The organism is Mucilaginibacter gossypiicola (assembly GCF_900110105.1).
In the GTDB taxonomy this organism is placed as follows: domain Bacteria; phylum Bacteroidota; class Bacteroidia; order Sphingobacteriales; family Sphingobacteriaceae; genus Mucilaginibacter; species Mucilaginibacter gossypiicola.
This window is the reverse complement of record NZ_FOCL01000011.1, coordinates 1-24,061: the sequence shown is the minus strand read 5'-3', so window position 1 is coordinate 24,061 and position 24,061 is coordinate 1. Positions and strand designations below refer to the sequence as shown.

Below are 24,061 nucleotides of genomic sequence, written 5' to 3'. Positions count from 1 at the left end.
AAATTAAGTCCCGAATCTGTAAAAATGCTGTGTTAACCGTTGTGGCTTTCATTAATTTCATTCAAGTGGGTGCTGAACCCTTTGCGGTACAATATACGGAGCATTGCCGGTAAAACAATAAGTAATAATGGTAATGCCGCTAAAAAACCACCAATAACTGCAATGGCTAAAGGCTGGTGCAGCTGGGCTCCTGCACCTATACCTAATGCAAGCGGCATCAATGCTATAATAGCGCCTAAAGCGGTCATTAGCTTTGGTCTTAAACGGGTACTGATGGCAAAAGTTATAGCTTCATCAATGTTTTTATTTTCATTTTCGATGGCACTTTCCTTAAACTGCAGGAAGGTGAAAATAGCATTTTCGCCAATGATGCCTACAATCATGATCAACCCGGTGTAGCTGCCTACGTTAAGTGGCGTTCCGGTAATAAATAAAGCCAGGAAGCTGCCGCTGATACCAAGAATGCCTATCACCAAAATAAGCAGCGCTATCCTGAATTGCCTGAACAGGAATAATATCACCCCAAAAACAAGCAAACAAGCGGTTATCAGGATGATAAGCAATTCTTTAAATGATTGCTGCTGCTGGGCATAAGCACCGCCATATTCAACATGGTAACCTGTTGGCAGATTTACATTATCGTGGATGGTTTTTTGAATAGCCGTTATTACGGTACCCAGATCGCTGCCTTCCAGCCTTGCGCTTACCACGTTCATGCTTTGCAGGTTTTCGCGGTTTATCTCGGCATCGCCGGGCCTTAATTCAACCGCAGCAAGTTCTGTTATTGGAATAAGCTTGCCGTTTGGTAAAAATATGTGCAGGTTATGAATATCATTAACGTTAAGCGAGCGGTTACCGGGGTAAACCATGCGGATAGGGGAGAGCTGTTCTTTCTCCAGTAAGTTGCCTATTACATTACCTTCAAGAGCGGTTTGGATCTGCATTTGCAAATCGGCAGCGGTAATTCCATATTGCGCAATTTTGCTGTAGTGAGGCTGGATACTGACCGTAGGGCCTGCAATGATAATACCCGGCAACACATCGGCTGTGCCTTTCACCTTTTCAACCAGTCCGGCTATTTGCCTCGACAGGTTTTGTAAAGTTTGCTGATTATCGCCAAATACCTTGATCTCAATAGGTTCGGCCGATGTGGTCAAATCACCCAGCATATCGGTTATTACCTGGCCAAATTCAACTTCCAGTGCGGGCTGGGTTTCTTCAACAATTTTACGCAGATCGCTTATTACTTCTTCGGTGCTTTTGGTACGGTCTTTTTTAAGTTGGATGAGATAATCGCCGCTGTTAGGCTCGGTAATAAAGAAGCCCATTTGTGTTCCCGTACGGCGCGAATATGCCGTTACATCAGGATGTTTTACAATCTGTTTCTCTATCTGCCGCAACATCCGGTCGGTTTCTTCCAATGAAGTTCCGGGAGGCGATTTATAGTCGAGTACAATGGCACCTTCATCCATATCTGGCAGGAACCCCGTTTCAAGCAAAGGTGGTACTATCACAATTACTGCTGCCAATGCGGCAATGATGATGAGGCTTACATAAGGGCGCAGGATAAAAAAGCTTACCCATTTTTGTCGCTTTACTGTATGTACCTCTTCTTTTTTTGCCTTTGCCGCCGCGTTTAATTTAGGCTTAGGGGTTACAAGCAGGTAAATTACCGGCAAGCCTATCCAGGTTACAAAAAACGAGGACAAGAGGGTAATGATCATGGTATCGGTTAACACCTTAAAATACGCTCCTGCAACTCCCGTCATCAACACAAAAGGAATAAAGATAACAATGGTGCTGATAGATGAACCGACCATGGCCGGGAAAAGATAATCGATGGCCTTCCTTACCAGATGGCTGCTCAGCTCATCCGGGTGTTCTTCGTGTACACGGTGGATTTGCTCGACAACCACGATGGCATCGTCAATAATTAAACCAATGGAAGCTGCTATAGCACCCAGGGTCATGATATTGAAAGTATAACCAAGCCAGTACAGTATGAGCAAGGTAAGCCCGAGCGTAACAGGGATAGTAATTAATATGGTGATGCTTGCCTTGAACGATCTTAAGAAAATTACTGCAACAATAATGGCCAGCAGCAAACCTATCCAAAGGCTATCGCTTACGCTTTTTACCGAATCGTTCACAAAATCGGCCTGTACATAATACGGCCTGATAGTTACCCCTTTGGGAAGCAGTTTTTTTAACGCATCAACCTTATCGGCCATGTCATTACTAACAGATATAAGATTGGCGTTGGGTTGTTTAATAACAGCTATCAGTACACCGTCATGTCCGTTGGCATTAATGCGGGTATATTCAATACCCTCGTTTACCTGGATGCTTGCAAAATCCTTAAGCCGTACTATCCTTTTACGGTTATTGCTGATTACCAATTGTTCCAGCTGATCTTTGGCGTTGATGGTAGCATCAGTTACGGTAAGGTACATGCGCTTGTAATCAGACAGGTAGCCCTCTGATTTTACGAAATTGGTAGTAGCAAGTGTGGTGCTGATAATATCAGGTGTTAGCCCCAACGAGGTCATTTTCTGCTGATCAAGCGTGAGCCAGTATTCTTTTAGTTTACCGCCTATCACTCTAATCTCAGATACCCCATCAACCTGTGATAGGAACGGCTTTACCGTATAAGTAGCCAATTGCCTTAATTCGATAGGCGACAGGTTATGGCTCTCTAAAGTATAACCGCTTACCGGCAAAATAGATGGGTTCATTTTAGCTACGCTGATATTTACATCAGGAGGCAAATCGTTTTTGATCTGGTCAATACTTGATTGGATGCGCTGCTGGCTCAGGTCAATATCAGCGTTCCAATTAAACAGGGCCGAAATTTCGCAGCTGCCGCGGCTTGTGGTGCTGCGTACCAGTTGCAGGTCGGGAACTTGTTTAATAGCATTCTCCAACGGTTTGGTAACTGTAACCATCATTTTATTTACCGGCTGCAGGCCCTCATCGGCAATGATCTTTATTTTAGGAAACGTAATTTCAGGGAATAGCGAAGTTTGCAGTTTTGAATAGGCAAACAGCCCGCCCATAATAAAAAGGGCCAGCACCAGGCCTAACGGCTTGCGATGGGTTATAAAATAGTTTTTGCGCTGGTTCATAGTATAAAACCCCACCCAACCCTCCCCAAGGGGATGGCTTTTGAAATATCTCTCTGGTTGTGGGATAATATTCAGAGGGATCTTATTGTATTTATTTAAATCCGGTTCGCGTTTGTATTATACGCGGAGTCATAATAAAGTCTCCCCTTTAGGGGAGATTTAAGAGGGGCTTACTCTACAATTTTCACCTTAGCCGTATCAGCCAGCCCGTAATTACCTGTTGCTACTATCTTATCACCCGGCGAAAATTTAGGCGTTAAAATTTCTATCCGGTCGCCTGTTTCTATACCTTTTGTTACCGGTGTTTTTACAGCGGTAGTAGCGTTAATGAGTTTCATTACCCAAAACTCGGTTTGGGTTTCGTTGCTCAATATGGCCGATTTAGGTAGTGAAACAGTGTGAGCCCGTACCGATTTAATGATGCGCGCTTTAGCTACTAAATTTTCGGGAATTGGATTAGGGCTGTTTACTTTAAGTACAATGCCCTGGGTTTGTGAAAGCGAATCAACAGCAGGCATTGATGAGCTCACCAGTGCCGTCAGCTTTTCGCCGCCGGGAAGTACAAGTTGCACATTCTGGTTGTTTTTTACATAGCTGCGCAGCTCATAGGGCAACTGCATCACAAATACAAAGCTTGAGCGATCGCTGATTACGGCAAGCTGCTCGCCGTCCTGCACATAATCTCCCTGCTGATGGTTTAGCTGGGTAACGTAACCATTGCCGGCAGCCTTTATTTTATTAACCCCCGAAAATTTAAACGTGGTATCCAATACATTGATGCTGTTGCCAATGCTTTGAGCTTCCTTGGTTTTTATGCTGAATAGAAACTCGCCTTTATTTACAAAATGCCCGGGCAGGATGTTGACCTTTTGTATATATCCGTTGGCGTTGGCCTTAACAATATTTTTTTGCTGAAAAACAGACGTCGCGCTAAGGTCAATATAATCAACCAGGGCGCTGTCGGCAATGGTGGTTACGGTTACGGGTGTTTGAGCGGCAGAACCCGCATCTCCACCGGTATCATCCGCAGGTTGAGTATTGCCTTTGCAGCTATATAGCAGCGTTAAAAGGCCGGCGGCCAGGTATATATGTTTAAGTTTCATGTTATTTATTCCAGTAATTGAGCTGATTAATAAGTTGCAGCTTATTAATATTGGTTTGTGTTTTAAGGTTCTTTATAGCAAGGTAATTGTTAATCGCCAGCACCAGGTCGGCTACACGCACATCGCCGGTTTGCAGTAATTGGGTATCAACCTTTACCAAACTCTCGGTGTATTTCATTTGTTCGTCTATCTGGGCCAACAGCTTTTCGGAGCCGTCTATTTGCTGGCTTAACTGTGCAATCTGCTGGCGGTATTGTGTGTCAAAAAATGCTTTGTAGCTGCGGCGGGTATCTTCCTCTAACGACAGCTTGCGATACTGGATCTTACGCTGACCGCCATCATACAACGGTAACGTAAAACTAAAGCCAATGCTGGCGCCGAAATTTTTGTAGGCCGGTCCGCTCAGAAAATCGGAATTGTAACCGCCATCTGCCAGTAAATTGATCTTTGGTTTGTAGGCAAAATCAACTAAAGCGCGACTGTTTACCAGCTTAAGACTATCGGTTTTATACTGATTAAAAAAAATGCTGTTGCTGATATCTGCCCGGATAGTTTTTTGAATGCCAGGATCCTGTAGTTCGATGTAACTGGTATCGGCAATGCCGGTTAAATAGTTAAGTGTAGTATAGTCATTTTTATATTGCAGCCTTGCCTGCGACAAAGTTAATTGCTGTTGCTTAAGGGTAACCAAAAAAGTAAGGTAATCACTTTGGCGATAAACATTGGTACGGGTTAGTTTTTTAAGCAGCTCTTCTTCTCGGTTAAGCAGGGTGATAACTTCCTGGTTAAATTTTACCTGCTGAAGGCTACCAAAAGCGGCGATATATTGAGCGGTGACTGCCTTTTTCAAATCCTGCTCAGATATTTTAGCGGTGTTAAGTACCGATTGTGATTGCAGTTTAACTGCATCTATCTGTGCTGCGATGTTTTTTTTGCTATCCAGCGATTGATTGATGCCCAATAATGCGTTGAGTGTATGCTCATTGGTAATAGCAGGGGCATAGCCATAGCCCCCGGAAACCGGGGCGTAAAGACCGCCGCTGTTGGCGCTTACCTGTGGCCTGTAACCTGCCCTGATCCGGAGGCTGTCTAACTGGCCTGAGGCCACCTGGTTTTGCAGGTCCTTTAACAGCGGACTGTTGTTTTTGGCAAGCTCCAAATAATGTTCAAGATTGTAGGTTTGTGCCTGTGTAGCAGCACTAAGCAGGCAAAATAAAAAGCCGCAAACCCATTTTATCCGGATGGTCAAAATAATATATATTGTGTTAAATAATAGCTAAGCTACAGGATAATTCTGGAAAAATTTGGTACGGGGAGTGTAACAAATTTAAAAGTTAACAGTGAAAATATGATAAGGCGTTTCGTAGCTGTAAACCAGCTGATAGCCCAAACTTTCGCAAATTTGTTTGGAGATGGTAAGGCCCAAACCGCTGCCTTCTGAAGTTGATGACTTATGAAAACGCGTAAAGATATTTTCGGGGTTAAGGGCTATCTGCTCGCCTGTGTTTTTGATGGTTAAATTTTCGGCTGTGAGGCTGATAATGATCTCGCCGCCCGTACGATTATGCCGCACTGCATTGATCACAAGGTTATTTAATAGTATTTCAATGAGATAATTGCTGGCTTCAATATTCTTTTCGTTGAGCATTGAAGTAACCGTTATCTCTTTATCGCCAAAAATATCTTCCAATTGGTATAACAGCTCCTCTATGAGTTCCTGCAAATCCAGGTGCTGGCGGTCGTTCAATAATTTATTTTCGATTTTGACCAGCAATAACAGCGACTGATTAAGCCTGCTCAGACGTGATACTGCGCTGTAAAGGTCATTCAGCAATTTGCTTTGATGCTCGCTAAAGTTTTCTGTCTGGATCAGGGTATCCAATTTGGAATTGATGACTGCAATGGGGGTAAGCAACTCATGCGACGCGTTTTCGGTAAAGGTTTTAAGGTCTTTATAGTCCTTTTTTACCCTTTCGGCCATAGCGCTTACTTCGGCCTGGAGCTCGTTAAATTCATCGATGGAGGTATTGGACATTGGCATTTCCCGGTTATCGGTTACGTTGAATAGCTTTAATTCACTTAGGATACCATAAAATGGCTGCCAAAGCCTGCCTAATATGAGGCGGTTGGTAATTACCAGCACCAGCAGCAGCAATAAGATAACACCAATGGTGATACCAAAGATGATCTGAATCAGGTCTTCAGTTTCTACTTTGGATTCAACTATCAATATTTTGTAGTACCTGCCACCAACTGTTACCGAACTGACAAGCCCCCGGCCAGATTCAGCCTCATCTTTCTCCCGGTAATAAGTAGTATTAAAAAACTCGCGTTTAACTGAGTTTGGCTCAGCCGAAATGAAAGTGATTTGTTGGTCTTTTGATTCAAAAACCTGCGGGAGATGGTGGTTGAGTTTTACGTAATCGAAAACCTCATGTTCTTCAACCTCCAGTGAATTGTCTTTTTGATTGGTAAGGATCAGGCTGATAGCCAGGTAATAAATAGCGCCTGTTATCAGCATGATAACTATAGTAGCAATTAGATTTACGCGGTTATACCTTTCCGAAAGCTTCATTATTGATCGGCAAATTTATAGCCCATACCGTAGGCGGCATAAATATAGTCCTTACCGCCGGCTTCCATTATTTTTTTGCGGATGTTTTTGATGTGCGAATAAATAAAATCGAAATTATTGGCCATGTCGATACCATCGCCCCATAAATGTTCGGCAATGGCATTTTTTGATATCACTTTACCTTTGTTGGAGATAAAATAGATAAGTAAAGCAAATTCTTTACGCGTAAATTTTACAGGTATGCCGTTTACAGCCACCGTTTTAGCCATCAGATCGATACTGAGCTCATTGAAGTTAAGTACATTGCTGCCGTTAAACATTTTACGCCTGATGATGGCCGATACCCTTGCCTTAAGCTCGGATAGATGGAAGGGTTTTACTAAATAATCATCTGCTCCCAGATCAAGGCCCTGCAGGCGGTCATCCAATGAGTTTTTAGCCGAGATGATGAGTACACCGTCCGTATAATTATTGTTTTTAAGTACTTTTAATATATCTATACCATTGCCGCCGGGCAAGGTAATATCCAGCAGGATACAGTCATACCTGTACAGCTCAACTTTTGCAAGGGCCGCAGTATAGCTGGCCGCAGTTTCGCAGATGTTGCCGGCTTCGGTAAAGTATTCTTCAATACTTTCGCGCAGGCCTTCTTCGTCTTCAATGATGAGTATTTTCAAAACGTTTTTTTGGTAAAGTTAGGCAGTCAATTTGTACAGATTCTGGATTTTTAGGTTAACGGATATTGCATATAAATAGTTGCCTCACAGATTTTATACAGAATGCGTAATCAAATTTGTACTTAGCTTGTTGCAAGTTAAATACAAAATCTGATCATTATGTGGTGGATCTACGCATTACTTTCGGCATTGTTTGCGGCGCTTACCGCTATTTTTGCCAAAATAGGTATTAAAGGAGTTGATACTGATCTGGCTACTGCTATTCGCACCGTGGTCATCCTGATACTGGCCTGGGGTATAGCACTATTTAAAGGAACACATGGCGGCATTAACAGTCTCACTAAAACCAACTGGACTTTCCTCATCTTGTCTGGCTGCGCTACCGGGCTTTCATGGATCTGTTATTTCCGTGCCCTGCAATTGGGTAAAGTAAGCCAGGTGGCACCGGTTGATAAACTGAGCGTTGCCTTAGCCATTGCGCTTTCTGTTATTTTCCTGGGCGAACCTTTAACTCTTAAAAACGCCATAGGCGCCTTGCTTATTATCGGGGGCACAATTGTGCTGATTTTTTAGTTTGTTTTGTAACGCGCTCATATACAATGTAACAAGCATATATACATAGCAAAATCATATTGTAACAAATACACTTCAATACCATTTAATTCAGATTTAATCCAATCTTTCTTATAAAATTTGTGGTTCAAATACCCGCAATATATAATGAAGTCTGTTTTTCTGATATTATTTTCTTTTGTTTTTATAACCGCCTTACACGCCCAAACAACCCCGGGAGCAAAGGGGAAAATTACAGGTAAAGTTACCGATGCCACCACAAAGCAACCGGTTGATTACGCCACAGTATCTCTATTTAAACAAGGTGCTACATCGCCGTTTAATGGTATCAGTACCGATCCTAAAGGAAATTTTTCTATTAACAATATCCCTGCAGGGGAATATAAAATAACTGCCGAATTTTTAGGCTACCAAAAGGCCACTATCGAACATGTGATAGTTAAGGACGGCACAATAGCATTGGGCGAAATCAAACTGGCTCCGGTTGCCAACGAGTTAAAAGGGGTAACAATAACCGCCAAAGTGCCTACGGTTGAAAACCGGATTGATAAAATGGTTTACAACCCTCAAAATGATTTAAGTGCGCAGGGTGGGGTGGCTATTGATGTGTTAAAAAAAGTACCACAGATTACCGTTGATATTGACGGTAATGTGGAGCTGCAGGGCAATGCTAATATTCGTTTCCTGATCAATGGCAAACCATCGAGCATTTTCGGAGCCAGCCTTGCCGATGCTTTGGCCAGTATCCCGGCCAGCCAAATCAAAAGTATTGAAGTGATCACCAGTCCAGGTGCAAAGTATGATGCCGCGGGTACGGGTGGTATTGTGAATATTATTTTAAAGGATAGCAAGGTACAGGGTGTTAATGGCAGTGTTAACCTATCGGCAGGTACCCGCCGCGAAAACGGTTCATTCAACTTGAATGCCCGTAAAGGCAATTTTGGTGTGAACGCTTTTTTTAGCGGTAATGCACAGATCAATAGTAATGCTCCTAATACCCGTAACCGTGTATCAACCGATTCGGCCGGCAACAGAACCACCCTTTTTCAACAGGGAAGCAATAACTTTAAACGCAGTGGCTATGAATCGGGCATTAATTTTTCGTGGGATATCAGCCCTAAAGATCAGCTGACTGCCGGCGTAGGCTTTAACCACTTCGGTAACCATGGTAACGGTATTACCAACCAGGATCAGAGCGAGGTTGATGCTGCAGGAACTCCGATTTCTGATATCAGGAGTATCCGTAACTCGAGCAGCAAATTCAGCGGCTACTCAACCGATGTAAATTTGAATTACAAAAAAACTTTTGCAAAAGAAGGACAGGAGCTTGATGTATTATATTCATCAAGTTTTGGCCGTAACTCATTCAGCTCATTTCAGCGCCAGGATTATGATTCGGGCATAACATCATCAGGTATCTCTAATAATAATCCGGGCAAAGACCGGGAAACCGATATCTCGGTTGATTATACTCAACCTGTAAGCAAAACCTTCACGCTTGAAACAGGTGGTAAACTGGTGTTTAACCATATCAATAACAGTGTTATAACCGATACTCTTTTTGGTGGTAACGCTTTTGTGCCTAACCCAAACCAAACATATGGCTTTACTTATGATCGTAAGGTATATGCCTATTATCTTTCGGCCTCAGCATCGGTATTTAATAAGTTTTTGGATGTGAAAGCTGGTTTAAGAGATGAGTATACTACCACTACAGCCGATTTTCAGGGTGTAAATATCCCGTCTTACAATATCCTTGCGCCATCACTGGTATTTTCGCATAAGTTTGGTAATGGGGCGGAATCACTTAAATTAAGCTATACCCGCCGCATTCAGCGCCCTGATTATGGGGATCTAAACCCGTTCCTGAACATCAGCGACCCACATAATATCAGCACAGGTAACCCCAACCTGAAGCCCGAAAAAGGGGATAATTTTGAGTTAGGTTATAACAAATCATTTGACAAGGGCGCCAATATCAATGTTGCGGCATTCTATCGCCGTAATACCGATGATATTCAGCAGTTCACCACTTTTTATTCTACATACGATGTAAACGGTACTACCTATACCGATGTATCATTGAACCAACGTTATAATATAGGTTCGGAAGAGCGGATCGGCATCAATATCTATGCTTCAGTTCCGGTAACCGACAAGCTGAGCCTGCGTACCAACATGATATTCAGCGATAGAAGGAGTACAAATCCGGGCTTTGCCAATGTAAGCGCCTTTGCTTACCGCCTTAACCTCAACGCACAATACAATTTTGGCCATGATTTAAGTGCCGAGTTTTTTGGTAACTATAATTCATCTCAAAAAGGTATCCAGGGTACCAACCCCAAGTTTGTGTTTTACAACTTTGCCATGCGCAAAATGTTCATGAATAAAAAGGCAAGTATTGGCCTTACCGCTACCAACCCTTTTGCAAAATATGTTAGCCAGAGCTCATCAACGTTTGGCAGCAATTTTTACCAAACTAACGTAAGGCTGGTGCCGGTACAATCGTTCGGTATAAGCCTGAGCTATAAGTTCGGAAAGCTTGAGTTTAAGAAAGACAGGGAAAAAGATAAAAATAACGAACAGGATAACGGCGGCGATAATGGCCCGCAATCTGAAAAAGGGAAGTAACCTCACCCAAATCCTATCCAAAGGAGAGGGTTTTATAATAAACGGTAGTAACAAAAAAAGCGATGATAACTCATCGCTTTTTTTGTTACTAAAAGTCCTCTCCTTTGGAGAGGATTTAGGTGAGGTCTTACCCGTTCTTGATCAAAATACTTTCAATGATCAGGGTTGTATCTTCACAGCTGTCTGTAGCAGTTTCCATGGCTGCAAAAACATCGGTGTATTTAATTAATTCAATAGGATCTTTTTCATTATTGAGCAAATCGGCAAAGGCTTTATTGTGAACCGAATCGGCCTGTGCTTCCAGTTTTTTGATGTTGCTGCAAAGCTCAAAAATTTCGGATGATTTGCTCAGATTGTTCATAGCATTAACAGCCTTCTCAAGTTCGGTGCTGGTTTTGAGGATCAGCGCCGATAAATCTATCATAGGCTGCGTAATAACAGGCACATTGTATAGGTTTATCCTGCGGGCGGCCATGGTGATCCTGTCGGCTACGTCATCAATTGCCGAAGCCAGATCACACATATCCTTGCGGTTAAATGGCGATATCAGCATCTTGCCCGATTCTGAAAATACCCTGTGTGTTATCTCGTAGCTTTTGAATTTCAGTTTATCAATATGGGCAAAATTAAACTTTTGCTCATATGAGGTTGGGGCGTTAACGGCTTCATTCAGCAACCTTGCCATTTCGGTAACATTGGCTACAGCAGAGTTGAACAAATCGTAAAAAACCTGGTTTGAGTTTGGAAATATCGATTTTGAGTTAGTGCTCTTCATTGATCTGTTTTATCAGTCGTGAATTTACAGTAGTTATATCAAGCGGATTTTAAAATATGTCACTATAAATTATTCAGCGTGTAAAAGTAACCATTAATACAATGCTAATTGTTAAGTTAATGTTAAGAATGGTTAAGCCAATGTAATAAAACAAAATTGTTGATGGTGTAAGTGGTTGATTTAAAGTAAAAAGAAACCCTCAGATTGAATGAAGAAAATTGTGTAACATTTAAGTTTAATTAAAACAATCCTTCAGTCTGCAGTATTGTATCAGTATTAGTTAATCCGATTATGAAAGCCGGGGAAAAGCATTATAAATGTATAAACAGCAAAACTGGTTATGCCATTTATTACCATTCGCTGAGCAGTAGGCTCAGTAATGAAGAAGTGAAGGCCGAGTTAGAAAAAATACGTACACGTGTAGCTATTCAAAACGGTATTTACCTTGGAACAATTTACTGGGAAGAGATGAAGCAGGATGCGGAACTGACGCAATAGGCTGCAAGGTTATAGGCTGGAAATATAACTGATTTTAAATAAGCGTTTTATTTAGAAATAAATACCTACATTTATTTGCCTTTATATAAACCAGTTTAAACCTATCATTATCCTTGTTATGAAAAAAATAATACTACCGCTATTAGCGGCACTGTGTTTTTCTGCGTCTGTTTTTTCGCAAAATAATCAACCTGTTATTCCATTAGATACTATTGTATCGCGCCTGCAAACTTTATCGGCCGGTAAAGCAATTGAAAAAGCTTACCTGCATTTTGATAAACCCTATTATAACGCCGGCGATACACTTTATTTTAAAGCATACGTTACCCTTGGTGAACAGCATGAGTTATCGAAATTAAGCGGTGTACTACATGTTGATCTCATCAGCCCCGTCGGTTCTCTCCTGAAATCCATCTCGCTACAATTGGTTAACGGTTTAGCAGCCGGCGATTTTAGTCTCTCCAATACATTATCCGGAGGGACCTATCGCATAAGGGCATACACTAAATGGATGCTGAATAACGGACAGCTTAATTTCTTTGATAAGAGGATAAACGTTAATAACAGAACAGCGCCAGGCAATAAAGCTTTAGTTACAAAAGCCGGGGTTCAATTTTTTCCGGAAGGTGGAAGTTTTGTAAACGGTATACCCGCCAAACTGGCCTTTAAGGCGGTGAGCACAAACGGACTTGGTCTTAATGTTAAGGGTGTTGTGGTTGATAATACCAATGCGGAAGTAACTAAATTTGAATCGGCCCACCTGGGCATGGGGCTTATATTTATTACTCCCGAATCCGGCAAAACCTATAAAGCTAATTTAACCTATGCCGATGGTACCAAAGCTACTGTTGAGTTGCCGAAAGCAGATAACGAGGGCATTACCTTAATGGTTAACAATTATAGCGCCGATAAGCTCGGTATTGAAATAAATGCAAATAAAGCTTATTACCTTAAAAATAAGAACAAAGAGATAGGGGTGGTCATATATTCGGGCGGTGTTGTGAGATCGGTAAAGGCGGTGCTTGACAACCAGGTGCTTGATTTAAATCTCAATAAAAAAGACTTTAAAACAGGAGTGGTGCAGGTAACGCTTTTTTCGGCACAGGGTGAGCCGATTAACGAGCGCCTGGCATTTATTCAAAACGCCGACCAGTTAACAATTGCTGCTGTAAGCGACAAAGTCCTGTACCCGGTAAGGGGAAAAGTGCACATCTCTGTAAATGTAAAAAACAACAATGGGGAGGCGGTAAAAAGTCATTTATCAGCAACAATTGTTGATGTAGGCAAGGTGCCTATTGTTGAGAATGATGAAAATACTTTATTATCATCCATGTTACTTACCTCAAATTTGAAAGGTGTAATTGAACAGCCAAATTACTATTTCACCAATACTGACACTGATACACGGGCTAATCTGGATATCCTGATGCTTACCCAAAGCTTTCGGAGGTTTGAATGGAAGCAATTGCTGAGCAATGACAAACCGGCCACAGCCTACAGTGCCGAAACCGGTTTTGATATATCGGGACAGGCAAAAACAACAGAAGGAAAACCGGTTGATGCGGCTACGGTTACATTAATGCCCAGAGCTGGCGGGGCGTTACTATCCCAAGTTACCGATCATGATGGCAATTTTATTTTCAAAAACCTGATATATGATGATGAAACCCAGTTTGTGATTCAGGGTAAAACAGCTACAGGGGGGAATAATATCCATATATCCGTTTATCCGGCGCCGGGGTTGGCAAATATTGATACAGAAGATTTTACCAGCCCGGTAAAAGGTTCAATTACTGCAGGAAATGATCAAACAACGCAACAACCGGTTTATTTAGCTGACGCAAATAAAAGAGGATTTAATGCTGTTGTGAATAGTAATAAGAGAGTTAATGACCAGAAACCGACTACAGAAACATTAGCCAACGAAAACCTGAAAGATCAGAATTTGTTGACTACCGGTTTAGAAGGGCGCTTACCCGGAGTTATACTAAGGGATGGAGTGCCTTTTTTGGCAGATAAGGCAAATGCTGCTATGCAAAACGGACCAATGCTTATTATTGTTGATGATACCGCGTTACCGGCAGGAACAAGTGTTAATAACTACAACCCAGTTGATGTTGAAAGTGCAACAGTGCTAAAAAATACTGATGCAGCTATATATGGCATAAGAGGGGCTAACGGGGTATTGATATTAAAAATGAGAAAGTCGGCATCTTCAGGAAAAGTAAATAACATTGCTTTGCCTGGCTTATTGTATTATACAGCAGAGGGGTTTTACAAGGCACGCACTTTTTATTCGCCTGTTTATGAAGGTGTGCAACAAACAGCTAATAAGCCGGATACCAGGACTACCATATACTGGAACCCCGATATAGTAACAGATAAAGATGGCAATGCTTCGTTTGATTTTTTTAATGCAGATAGTAAGGGAACTTATCGTATGGTGATAGAAGGGATTGATGAAGCCGGTAATATTGGCCGCACGGTGCTTACTTACAAAGTACAGTGATGCTGGCACATAAAAAACCCTGCCATGGTAGGCAGGGTAAAAAAACCACAACAATTGTTTAACCTTTGGGCTATGAATCCCTCCGGTCTATTCCTAACTGCAATATGGCCCTTCAATTAATTAAACAATATAAAATTCAAATGGTTTAACCATCAGTTGGTTATTTTCAGTGTTTTATGTGTTAAAATCACATGTTAAAGCTATTTAAACGAATAGTTGTTTTTAAACCGAAATTCAATCTATCTTTATATTAAATAAATTATGAGAAATCTTATGAAAAAATCATTTCAGCTTAAGGCAGCGTTCCTGTTTGCTTTTGCGTTATTGGTATCGGTAGCAACTTTTGCGCAAGACAAACCAGCAAGCCCGCGCGATAGCGTTAGCGGCAAAGCTGCAGGTTCAACTATTACTATTAACTATGGCAGCCCATCGGTTAAAGGCCGTAAAATTTGGGGCGGACTTGAAGCTTATGGTAAAGTTTGGCGTGCAGGTGCTAATGAAGCCACCACTTTTACAACAACAAAAGATATTAAAGTTGAAGGCAAAGCATTGGCAGCAGGCACTTACGGATTTTTCCTGATCCCAAATGAAAACGGCACCTGGACAGTAATTTTTAACAAAGTGGCCAAGCAGTGGGGTGCGTTTAAATATGATGAATCAAAAGATGCCTTGCGTGTAGATGTTAAAACCAAAGCAGCACCAATGCACGAAAGATTAGTTTACACAGTTGATGCAAAAAGCTTTTGCATGTTCTGGGATAAGATCGTAGTGCCTGTTTCTGTAAAGTAAACGATATTCGGTAACCTTATTTTTCACAATTCTGAGGCCCCCGCCAGGGGCCTTTTTTATTATCCCGGTTTTTAGCGTGTACTGTAGTGCTATTTTTTACATGGCCCTAAAGCGCTATATTTACCCTGCGCAATGGGCTACCAAACCAATAAAAAACCTATACTAAAAAGAATCATAGCTGTAATATTGATGGCATTGGCCATTTTTTTGCTGATGCTATTTGCTGATCATCCCGCTGCTGTTGAACGTTACTATGCCAATGGCTTTTATATTGTTGTTTGCCGGGTTTTTCATTCGGTTTTAAATGTATTTCCATTTAGTGTTGGCGATGTTTTGTATATAGCCGTAGTTATTTATTTGATTTACGCAGTAATCAGGTTAGTAACCCTGCTATTCAAAAAACAATTTCAAAAGGCCGGCCGACTTTTTTTAGGGCTGATTATAGGGGTACAAGCAGGCATACTGGCTTTTTACCTTTTATGGGGGATGAACTATTTCAGGCTGCCGGCCTCCGAGCGGTTTGGGCTCAGGGATACAGCTTTTACCACCGCCGATCTTAAAGCCGTAACCTGCATGCTGATTGATAGCGCCAATGCTACCCGTGCACGCCTTACGCCGGGAGATTGGGCGCAGAGTAACACCCATATTTATAATACAGCCCGCCACGCTATTTATACGATTGGTAAAGATTCTGCTAATTTCAGAGCGTATAGCCCCGATATTAAACCATCTATACTTACACCTTTATTGAATTATATCGGTACATCTGGCTATTATAACCCTTTTACTTCTGAAGCCCAGGTAAATTACCAGATGCCCGTTTTTAACCGGCCTTTTGTGGTTTGTCATGAAATGTCGCACCAAATGGGATACGGGGCAGAGGATGAAGCTGATTTTGCCGGTTTTATTATCGCCGTAAAATCACACGACAGGTTATTGCGTTATTCGGCCTATCATCTTGCTGTGCAGGAATTCATGCATTCGCTTGGTGCCCGTGATACTATGGCTCATAAAGAGCTCAAAGCGATGATCAGTAAAGATGTACGCAGCGATTATATCACCGAGCGAAATTACTGGCTGGCTTACGAAAACAAGCTGGGAGCTATAAGCAGCATCTTTTACGATAATTTCCTGAAGGTCAATAATCAACCCCAGGGCCTCGAAACTTATAACCGCATGGTGTTACTGGCTATGGCCTGGTACCGGGATAAGTGGGTTCATTAGCTTCGCGTCATTAGGTCATTTTTGTTTCACATCATTCACTACGCGTCATTGGTTGCGCGTTATTGAGTCATTTTGTAATGTGATTAGAAACTGCTGTATGGCGAATCAAAGAGTTATAGGTAACGATGCAAAAAAATGACTTAATGACACGTAGTAAATGATCTAATGATGTGCAGCAAAATGACGCGAAGCAGAAAAAAAATGCGTTCCGTATCTCACCCCGGAACGCACACAATATCACGTCTCAAATGATATTGAATCAACTAAATCTCAGATATCATATTAAATGCATACCCAAGCTCTTTATATTCGGATACCGGAATGAAATCCGGTACAGAAAAGTCATTAACAATTCGCTATACCGCTTTGGCAGTATAGAAATAATTACCTCCAAAAAACCGATTGTGAATAGTTGAATAAAAACGGCAGTACGATGTAATTATTATGAATTAATCTCCAAATTTACCTCAAAATCTTTAAAAAGCATCGTTTTCTCCACATTTATATGGATAATTTGTTTAGTAAAATTACTGTTACCATGAAAGTTAATTTAGGCATCGCTTTAATGTTTCTTCCGGCTTTGGTTTTTGCTCAAAAAATTAATCAAAAGGAAATAAAACGGTCGCAAGCATTGGCAAAAGCGGTAACTATTATTCGTGATAATTGGGGAGTTCCTCACATTTATGGAAAAACAGATGCTTCGGTTGTTTTTGGGCTGATGTACGCCCAATGTGAGGATAATTTTAAAGGCATCGAACGCAATTATCTTTACCAGTTAGGTAAGCAGGCCGAGGTTGATGGCGAAACCAATTTATATACCGATGTGCAGCTGCAGTTGATTGCCGACAGTACTGATGCTATTAAAGATTACAACACAAGTGCGCCCTGGTTCCGGAAGCTGTTGGATGCCTTTGCCGATGGTGTTAACTACTACCTGTACAAACATCCCGAAGTAAAGCCACAGGTATTTAAACATTTTGAACCCTGGTATGCGTTGATGTTTACCGATGGTAGTGTTGCCGCCACTGAAACCGGAGGTCTCAAACTCAGCGAAACGAAGGAATTTTATAGCGCCGGCCCTGAAAAGCTTGGCGCGGTAACCGGCCAACCTGTAAAAAATATTTATGATATGGTAAATGAGCGCGAAACCGGTTCAAATGGTTTTGCTATATCGCCGTCAAGGTCGGCCTCGGGCCATGCTTTATTATACATTAATCCGCATGTGCCGTTCTATTTTCGCAGTGAGGTTGAGCTGGTAAGCAATGAGGGGCTTAACGCATATGGTGCCGTTACCTGGGGGCAGTTTTTTATTTACCAGGGCTTTAATCAGCATTGTGGCTGGATGCATACCAGTGCCTATGCAGATGTAGCCGATCTATACGCCGAAAAGGTAAGTAAAAAGGATGGCAAATGGTATTACGAATACGATGGTAAACTACGGCCTGTTACGTCCCGCAAACTATCCTTCAAAATAAAGAAGGGTGATGAAATGGAGCAGCGTACCATAACCGGTTATTATACACATCATGGCCCAATACTTGGCTCCAGGGATGGCAAATGGCTTGCGCTTAAGGCCAACAATCGCTCATACAATGCACTGGTTGAGTCATGGCTGATAATCAAGGCCAATAACCTGGCCGAATATAAGAGGGCCATGAATATGGTATCAAATGCCACTAACAGCACGGTTTATGCAGATGATAAAGGAAACACTATTTTTTGGCACGGGAATTATATTCCTAAACGCAATCCCAAATATGACTGGAGCCTGCCTGTTGATGGCAGCACATCGGCTACCGAATGGCAGGGTGTTCATAAACTCAGCGAGATCATCACTAATATTAATCCTGCTACGGGTTGGATCCAGAACTGTAATTCAACACCCTATACCGCGTCTGGTACATCAAGTCCGGATAAAAGTAAATATCCTGCTTATATGGCTCCCGATGGCGAAAATTACCGGGCAATAACAGCAATCAGGATCCTGAAAGATGCAAAGAACCTTACGCTTGACGGCCTCGTAGCCAAAGGTTATGATCATTACCTTGCTGCTTTTGACGACCTGCTGCCTTCTCTTTTTAATGCCTATGACGCTGCGCCCGATTCGGTTAAACAAGTACTGGCCGAACCAATAAAGATCTTGCAGCAATGGGACAGGAATACAGCAATTCATTCGATAGCGAGTTCGCTTGCTATTGAATGGGGTACATTGATGATGAAAGCCCTGCCGCCACCCCAAACCGACCAGGAGAGTACCTTTATTACCCGTCGCTTTCAAACACTGGTTAAAAACGTAAGTGCGGAGCAGCAATTGGCATGGTTAAACGATGTGCTTAAAAATTTGCAAAGCCGTTTTGGCACCTGGAAAGTGGAGTGGGGGGATATGAACCGGTACCAACGCCCCGATGATGGCATTACCTTTGATGACAGTAAACCGAGTATCCCTGTTGGATTAACCGGTTCTGGCTTCGGGCAGCTGCCATCCTTCCAAAGTCGCACTCTGAACACTATTAAGCGCTATGGATATTCGGGTAATAGTTTTATCGCTGTTGTGGAATTTGGTACACGGGTAAAAGCTAAAAGCATTGTGAATGGTGGCAGTTCTTTTGATCCTGCATCAAAAAATTTTGCCGACCAGGAACAGGGCATAATTGATGGTAAATTTAAAGACGTGCTGTTTTATAAAAAAGATGTTTTAAAGCATGCACAGCACACTTATCATCCCGGCGATTATTTTAAACAGTAAAAAAGTATATTTGGTAAGTTAAAAAATGAAGAGAGCCCTATTAATTGCCTTATTGTTGTTTTGCAGTGCAGCCGTGTTTGCCCAAAGCATAACCATTAATGATTTGGCAAATATCTCCAATCTTTCAAACGCCGAAGCTCATAACTATCTTACACTCGGTAAAAAATTCAAGCGCCAGTATATCCAGGATGTTGACGGCAACAGCATTGAGCACCTAAACAAAGTAGGGCCCGACAATAAAGAAGAAACCATTGTAATAGGCGTTGGCAGTAAGCTTAGCAGCGGGACAATATTGCGTACCGTAACTTATGCCACCTCCACATCGCAGCACATTATTAATTTAATAGGCCAGGCAAAGCACATGGGCCTGATCATGAAACTCCATGGCTCCGATGCAAAAAATGATATCTATCTTTTCGATAACGACTTTTTTCATATCGTTATATTCCTCAATCATGATAATATCTCCGGCTCTGTAGAAGTGCATCAGAAGGAGTATTTAGGGTTTGATTGAGGAACAAAGATATGCCTATAATTTAATCCCGGTATTAGGGGCAGGGTACTATTTTCCCCTTCCCAGCCACAGCAACGAATTGATGATTAGCTTATCCACATCGGCATTTTCAAAGGTTTGGGAAAGTTCTTTGTTCGTACCGCCATCGTAGTCCATAGCATTGTGGCCGATGTTAAAGTATACCATACGGTAGTTTTTGTTAGTCCATGCTACCGGATAGTAGCCGCTATGCCAGATCTCGTATTGTTTTGGCCCGGTACCTAACGGAAAACTTGTTGAATCAACTGCCAGCAGGATATCAATATTGGGGTTTTTGCGAAGGTCATGCTCCCAGCGGTACCATTCATTAGGGTTTGTTTTAAAGGTTACCGGCAAGCCTTTAGTTACAGGGTGATTGGGATCTTCCACATGTAAAACAGCAGGCGTTGGATGCCAGGTATTGCTTACATACTGCCCGGAACCTAAAAACTCGTTATGGTACCAATCCCAGTTTTGCGGAAAATCAGATGGCGTAAGGGCAAAGGCCGAAAAGTGAAAACCCATCCAGGCACCGCCCTTTTTCATATACTGCTCAAAAGCTGCCCGTTGTTCGGGATTATCAGCACGGGTATCTAAAAATATCACCACCTGGTATTTGGCCAAAAACTCAGGGTTCATGTTTGCCCAGTTATTAGTGCTATCATAAGTAAAGTTGTACTTTTTAGCCATAGCCGGGAACCAGCGGTTGGCTTCGTGCATAAAGCTGATATGCGCCAGATCATTCCGGCCGGTATAAAAAGCTATTACTTTGAAATTCTTTTTGCTTTGGGCGTTAATAACATTAATGCTAAAAAATGCCATAAAAAGCGCTATGGCAAACATTGCTGCTTTTTTGATATTGGTTTGGTTAATCATAATATCTCCTGTGGTTATAATTGTGATATAAAACTAAGGCATTTAGGAGGAGGGTGATAAGAAAATTGGCGGATGAGAGGTGATGTAGGGGGAATAATGATGTTGGTGTTCTTACGCTCGTTTACAACGAGTGCTTAATATGGTTTTGCGATTGTATCGACAGTTGCGTTATAAACGCAAACCCAGCTGCGCACTCGTTACAAACGAGCGCGAGTGAATGACGAAATACACTATTACAATTCAATTGGAACTACATCTATAACGCAAGGTTGTCTGTATACCTCAATTTTATAATATGTCTTTTTACCTTGTTTCAAAGGAAGGTAATTAATATTAAATATTTTTTGACTTTTCAAAAACACGTTGCCTTCATAAAAGTATCTCAGTGAATCCTGTATCGCTGATCTTGCTATGGCCTCATAGTTTTGTTTGGAAACTATTTCGCAAGAATCGGGAAAAGTCGATTTGTTAAAATACCTAACTTTTAAGTTTGCAGAATCAGTTTTATTACTCATGCGAGCTTGTAAAACAGATATGAAAATTTCATTCAGCACCTTCAATCCGTCATAACCAACATTTAACTTTAATGTATCCAATGCTTTATTGATTTCTGTTTCAAAAGTCTTTTCTCCGGAACCTGCCTGTTTAGAAGAAGTATCATAAACAAAATCCCAATAGCTTTTAAACCTTATAGAAGGAACTGGTATCGCGTAAAATTGATCGTTACTATTTGATATGACAAGCATTAGCTGTAGTCTATCTGGCGACGTTGCCGGCTGAAAAAGTTGAATTTTCGCTTGAGGTTTTGGTATGCTCAGGCACCTAACCAGTTCATATTCCTTTCCATCAAGGATAACTAAATTAGGAAACTTCTTCTTTGCATATTTGATAGCATCATACGTCTTCGACTCAAAACCAGCCGAACATGAGGCTAATGTTAACGCTGTAATTACAATGATTGATAATAAGGTTATAGGTTTCATTCTTCAGATATTTATAGTTATTTTCTTGCCTTCGTTTGCAACGAGCACAAGTTGATATTGATGAGGGTTTCCCTATATTTCCAGCATATCTCCTTTATTGGGGAAGCCGGTGTAATGGAAACATTGATTTTCCGAAGCCCACGTGCCGTTCAGCACCTGAATAATCATATCGATAGTTGTAATTAAACTTTGGGTTTTAATAGGAAAATCCCAGCGAATCCTGAAGGAATCGTCTACCTTTCGGCTTTCAAAAGCGTCAAGTATATCTATTTTTAATTCCGTGCCCTTTGAAGCAATTAAGGTTTTTGTAACATTTAAGACATCTACTAACACAGTTTTGTCTTCAGCACTGGTTATTCCCTTATCAAATAAAATGTTTACCATACCAACACTTGCACCGCTCCTATTCAAATCACAATAGCCATAGATTTTCTGTAACCCACCCGAAAAAGTATTGACTCCTATATTTTCAAAAACTTCACAGATGTATTCGCTCAAGACTTCGATAAAAGCTTGATGAATCCAAAATCCGCTGGAGTTAAATTTGATTTTTGAGAAATCAACCATACATCTTTTTAATATATCCTGCATCCCCCTTGCCCGTGTCCCCACGGGCAATATGCATATCACAACACCATCTGCTCAAACAACCTGTTCAGCGTTGCCTCTGCATCAATGCATAAACCGGGGTGTACTTTTGATGCCTGCACCACTGTACTGCGCGTAGCCGTGAGCCAGCGAAAACGTGAGGGTTGATCAAGCTGCGCTATTGGGCCTGCATCTTTTTCGCCATTACAAATGCGTTCAAGCGAACTGATGTTTTCCTTCAGGCAATCAAGGTCCAAATCGCAACAGAAAGCAGCCAACCGTTCGTCGTCTGGCTTGAACAGCACTTTTAAAAACTTTTGTTTGGGACAAAATAAGATCACCCCAATGTTGATAAACTCTTCGCGCTCCACCCTTGGTACAACGCGGATAACGGCGTACTCAAATACCTGCATATAGGGCTTGTTTTGCGGCTGTAACAAATATCTCTGAGGCGGTCAATCGGGTTATCAAAAACTCGGCGTATATATTCCGTACCTCATCAGGCGTTTCTTCAAAATCTCTGTAGGTGACCCACTCATCGGGGATCAACGCTACAATATCACGAATCTTTTCGGGCGTTAGTATCGCCTTAAATTCGGCATCAACAATATCCAGTTGATTAGCCCGGGGCAACAGTACATGATCTTTCACCTGTAAAAACGGGCGGGTAGCCATTTCCTTCCAGTTGTTCCACGAATGATGGAAGTACAGTGCAGCGCCGTTGTCAATCATCCATAGTTCTTTATGCCATATCAGCATATTGGTATTACGGGCGGTACGGTCTACATTGGTAAGCAGGCAATCGAACCATACTATTTGTGAGGCCAGTTTGGAGTCAACCACGGTAACTGCCGGATCAAAGGTAATAGCGCCCGACAAATAGTGCAGCGCCAGGTTAAGGCCAACACTGAATTTAAGCAGGTCCTGGATCTCCTCATCAGCTTCCGAGCGACCGAATGCTTCATCAAGATTAGCAAATACCAATTCGGGCACTTTAAACCCAAGCAAACGGGCAATCTCGCCGCCGATAAGTTCGGCAATGAGGGCTTTTACCCCCTGCCCCGCTCCGCGGAATTTCAGTACATATAAAAATTCGTCGTCAGCTTCGGCAATGGCCGGTAATGACCCGCCCTCGCGCAACGGCGTTACGTAACGGATCACGTTAACGGTGCGGAGCTGTGGTGGTGTATAATTCATAGTTTTAATTAAACAAAAGCCAGCGTTAGGGATTGCAGCGGATACCGGCTCCGAGCGTAATGCCTGCAGGCGTATGAGCGGAAAGCCCGGCCAACGCCCAAATTATTTTTTAAATGGGCTTAGGTTTTAACAAACAATCATTCGCCGCTCAATTGCCGCGGTGGCTGTTACTTTTGTCTTGATACAAAAGTAAAGAAAAAAAGAAAGCCCCCTCTAAATCTCCCCCAGAAGGGGAGACTTTTTTACCTGTATGTATTCTAAATTCCTTCACTTCAGGGGTATATCCATAAACTTAAGAAAAAAGCAGGGGAACGTGCGATTCCCCTCTTGAGAGTAATAGCCCATGAATTGACATAAAAAATATGTATCTTTATGGAAATGAATATAATAGAGACGATTAGTAGATTTCCAGATCAGGCTACCTGCATAAGTTATCTTGAGCACCTAAGGTGGCAGGAAGCGCCTACATGCCCTTATTGTGGCGGAAAGCGAAGCAGCAAACGTACAGCCACCCATCGGCATCAATGCCATGAATGCAATCGTAGCTACAGTGTATTGGTTGGGACGATTTTCGAAGATACGAAGCTGCCTTTACCCAAATGGTTTCTGGCTATTAGTTTAATCCTGAATGCTAAAAAAGGCTTATCTGCCCGCCAACTT

20 protein-coding genes are annotated in these 24,061 nt (G+C 41.9%); 9 read left to right on the top strand and 11 right to left on the bottom strand.

What is annotated here, in order from left to right:
• Positions 1-32: 32 nt before the first annotated feature.
• The 5 genes from BMX50_RS27090 to BMX50_RS27070 form a co-directional block, all read right to left on the bottom strand.
• Positions 33-3,125, bottom strand: a complete 3,093-nt coding sequence (locus BMX50_RS27090; RefSeq protein WP_091217839.1) for an efflux RND transporter permease subunit — start codon at positions 3,123-3,125, stop codon at positions 33-35.
• A gap of 170 nt (positions 3,126-3,295) precedes the next feature.
• Entirely contained in the window at positions 3,296-4,228 is a 933-nt protein-coding gene (locus BMX50_RS27085; RefSeq protein ID WP_091217835.1) for an efflux RND transporter periplasmic adaptor subunit, read from the bottom strand.
• Position 4,229: 1 nt separating this feature from the next.
• Positions 4,230-5,477: a TolC family protein gene (locus BMX50_RS27080; protein ID WP_091217829.1), complete on the bottom strand. Its 1,248-nt coding sequence runs from the start codon at positions 5,475-5,477 to the stop codon at positions 4,230-4,232.
• Between the two features lie 78 nt (positions 5,478-5,555).
• Positions 5,556-6,803, bottom strand: coding sequence for a sensor histidine kinase (locus BMX50_RS27075; RefSeq protein WP_091217826.1), 1,248 nt, complete (start codon positions 6,801-6,803; stop codon positions 5,556-5,558).
• Complete coding sequence (locus tag BMX50_RS27070) at positions 6,803-7,480, bottom strand: response regulator transcription factor (RefSeq protein ID WP_091217822.1); 678 nt, start codon at positions 7,478-7,480, stop codon at positions 6,803-6,805. Before BMX50_RS27070 ends, BMX50_RS27075 begins: the two co-directional genes overlap by 1 nt.
• Before the next feature lie 159 nt (positions 7,481-7,639).
• On the opposite strand from BMX50_RS27070, the gene BMX50_RS27065 reads away from it, so the two are divergent.
• Positions 7,640-8,053, top strand: a complete 414-nt coding sequence (locus BMX50_RS27065) for an EamA family transporter (protein ID WP_091217818.1) — start codon at positions 7,640-7,642, stop codon at positions 8,051-8,053.
• Between the two features lie 147 nt (positions 8,054-8,200).
• Positions 8,201-10,684, top strand: a complete 2,484-nt coding sequence (locus tag BMX50_RS27060) for a TonB-dependent receptor (RefSeq protein WP_091217814.1) — start codon at positions 8,201-8,203, stop codon at positions 10,682-10,684.
• A 127-nt stretch (positions 10,685-10,811) separates the two neighbouring features.
• Here the strand turns inward: BMX50_RS27060 and BMX50_RS27055 are convergent, their stop codons facing one another.
• A complete protein-coding gene (locus BMX50_RS27055) occupies positions 10,812-11,459 on the bottom strand; it encodes a DUF47 domain-containing protein (RefSeq protein WP_091217810.1) in 648 nt (215 codons plus the stop codon).
• A gap of 291 nt (positions 11,460-11,750) precedes the next feature.
• Between BMX50_RS27055 and BMX50_RS27050 the strand changes: the two genes are divergently transcribed.
• The 6 genes from BMX50_RS27050 to BMX50_RS27025 all read left to right on the top strand — a co-directional run bounded on the left by BMX50_RS27050 (position 11,751) and on the right by BMX50_RS27025 (position 19,739).
• On the top strand, positions 11,751-11,957 hold the full coding sequence (locus BMX50_RS27050) for a hypothetical protein (protein WP_091217807.1): 207 nt from the start codon (positions 11,751-11,753) through the stop codon (positions 11,955-11,957).
• 118 nt (positions 11,958-12,075) lie between these two features.
• Entirely contained in the window at positions 12,076-14,466 is a 2,391-nt protein-coding gene (locus BMX50_RS27045) for a hypothetical protein (protein ID WP_091217803.1), read from the top strand.
• 273 nt (positions 14,467-14,739) lie between these two features.
• Positions 14,740-15,255: a DUF2911 domain-containing protein gene (locus BMX50_RS27040; protein ID WP_091217799.1), complete on the top strand. Its 516-nt coding sequence runs from the start codon at positions 14,740-14,742 to the stop codon at positions 15,253-15,255.
• A 132-nt stretch (positions 15,256-15,387) separates the two neighbouring features.
• Positions 15,388-16,479: a DUF3810 domain-containing protein gene (locus BMX50_RS27035; RefSeq protein WP_091217794.1), complete on the top strand. Its 1,092-nt coding sequence runs from the start codon at positions 15,388-15,390 to the stop codon at positions 16,477-16,479.
• Positions 16,480-17,017: 538 nt separating this feature from the next.
• Positions 17,018-19,225, top strand: coding sequence for a penicillin acylase family protein (locus BMX50_RS27030; RefSeq protein ID WP_091218338.1), 2,208 nt, complete (start codon positions 17,018-17,020; stop codon positions 19,223-19,225).
• Between the two features lie 25 nt (positions 19,226-19,250).
• Positions 19,251-19,739, top strand: coding sequence for a hypothetical protein (locus BMX50_RS27025; RefSeq protein ID WP_091217791.1), 489 nt, complete (start codon positions 19,251-19,253; stop codon positions 19,737-19,739).
• 48 nt (positions 19,740-19,787) lie between these two features.
• Here BMX50_RS27025 and BMX50_RS27020 read toward each other — a convergent pair whose 3' ends face one another.
• From BMX50_RS27020 to BMX50_RS27000, 5 genes are all read right to left on the bottom strand, one after another.
• Positions 19,788-20,633, bottom strand: a complete 846-nt coding sequence (locus BMX50_RS27020) for a ThuA domain-containing protein (protein ID WP_208864812.1) — start codon at positions 20,631-20,633, stop codon at positions 19,788-19,790.
• A 233-nt stretch (positions 20,634-20,866) separates the two neighbouring features.
• A complete protein-coding gene (locus BMX50_RS27015; RefSeq protein ID WP_091217786.1) occupies positions 20,867-21,616 on the bottom strand; it encodes a hypothetical protein in 750 nt (249 codons plus the stop codon).
• Between the two features lie 72 nt (positions 21,617-21,688).
• Positions 21,689-22,183, bottom strand: coding sequence for a hypothetical protein (locus tag BMX50_RS27010; protein WP_143065277.1), 495 nt, complete (start codon positions 22,181-22,183; stop codon positions 21,689-21,691).
• Positions 22,184-22,242: 59 nt separating this feature from the next.
• Positions 22,243-22,617, bottom strand: coding sequence for a DUF3037 domain-containing protein (locus tag BMX50_RS27005; protein WP_091217778.1), 375 nt, complete (start codon positions 22,615-22,617; stop codon positions 22,243-22,245).
• Positions 22,604-23,401, bottom strand: a complete 798-nt coding sequence (locus BMX50_RS27000; protein WP_091217773.1) for a HipA family kinase — start codon at positions 23,399-23,401, stop codon at positions 22,604-22,606. Before BMX50_RS27000 ends, BMX50_RS27005 begins: the two co-directional genes overlap by 14 nt.
• 372 nt (positions 23,402-23,773) lie before the next feature.
• Between BMX50_RS27000 and BMX50_RS35220 the strand changes: the two genes are divergently transcribed.
• A partial coding sequence (locus BMX50_RS35220; RefSeq protein WP_167668125.1) for a transposase occupies positions 23,774-24,061 on the top strand: 288 nt, incomplete at its 3' end.

Bases quoted from the DNA above. Each gene is read 5' to 3' on its own strand.
- BMX50_RS27015 (WP_091217786.1), bottom strand. From the start codon at position 21,616: ATGAAACCTATAACCTTATTATCAATCATTGTAATTACAGCGTTAACA.
- BMX50_RS27010 (WP_143065277.1), bottom strand. From the start codon at position 22,183: ATGGTTGATTTCTCAAAAATCAAATTTAACTCCAGCGGATTTTGGATT.
- BMX50_RS27045 (WP_091217803.1), top strand. From the start codon at position 12,076: ATGAAAAAAATAATACTACCGCTATTAGCGGCACTGTGTTTTTCTGCG.
- BMX50_RS27030 (WP_091218338.1), top strand. From the start codon at position 17,018: ATGAAAGTTAATTTAGGCATCGCTTTAATGTTTCTTCCGGCTTTGGTT.
- BMX50_RS27000 (WP_091217773.1), bottom strand. From the start codon at position 23,401: ATGAATTATACACCACCACAGCTCCGCACCGTTAACGTGATCCGTTAC.
- BMX50_RS27060 (WP_091217814.1), top strand. From the start codon at position 8,201: ATGAAGTCTGTTTTTCTGATATTATTTTCTTTTGTTTTTATAACCGCC.
- BMX50_RS27065 (WP_091217818.1), top strand. From the start codon at position 7,640: ATGTGGTGGATCTACGCATTACTTTCGGCATTGTTTGCGGCGCTTACC.
- BMX50_RS27005 (WP_091217778.1), bottom strand. From the start codon at position 22,617: ATGCAGGTATTTGAGTACGCCGTTATCCGCGTTGTACCAAGGGTGGAG.
- BMX50_RS27050 (WP_091217807.1), top strand. From the start codon at position 11,751: ATGAAAGCCGGGGAAAAGCATTATAAATGTATAAACAGCAAAACTGGT.
- BMX50_RS27085 (WP_091217835.1), bottom strand. From the start codon at position 4,228: ATGAAACTTAAACATATATACCTGGCCGCCGGCCTTTTAACGCTGCTA.
- BMX50_RS27020 (WP_208864812.1), bottom strand. From the start codon at position 20,633: ATGATTAACCAAACCAATATCAAAAAAGCAGCAATGTTTGCCATAGCG.
- BMX50_RS27090 (WP_091217839.1), bottom strand. From the start codon at position 3,125: ATGAACCAGCGCAAAAACTATTTTATAACCCATCGCAAGCCGTTAGGC.
- BMX50_RS27055 (WP_091217810.1), bottom strand. From the start codon at position 11,459: ATGAAGAGCACTAACTCAAAATCGATATTTCCAAACTCAAACCAGGTT.
- BMX50_RS27035 (WP_091217794.1), top strand. From the start codon at position 15,388: ATGGGCTACCAAACCAATAAAAAACCTATACTAAAAAGAATCATAGCT.
- BMX50_RS27075 (WP_091217826.1), bottom strand. From the start codon at position 6,803: ATGAAGCTTTCGGAAAGGTATAACCGCGTAAATCTAATTGCTACTATA.
- BMX50_RS27040 (WP_091217799.1), top strand. From the start codon at position 14,740: ATGAAAAAATCATTTCAGCTTAAGGCAGCGTTCCTGTTTGCTTTTGCG.
- BMX50_RS27025 (WP_091217791.1), top strand. From the start codon at position 19,251: ATGAAGAGAGCCCTATTAATTGCCTTATTGTTGTTTTGCAGTGCAGCC.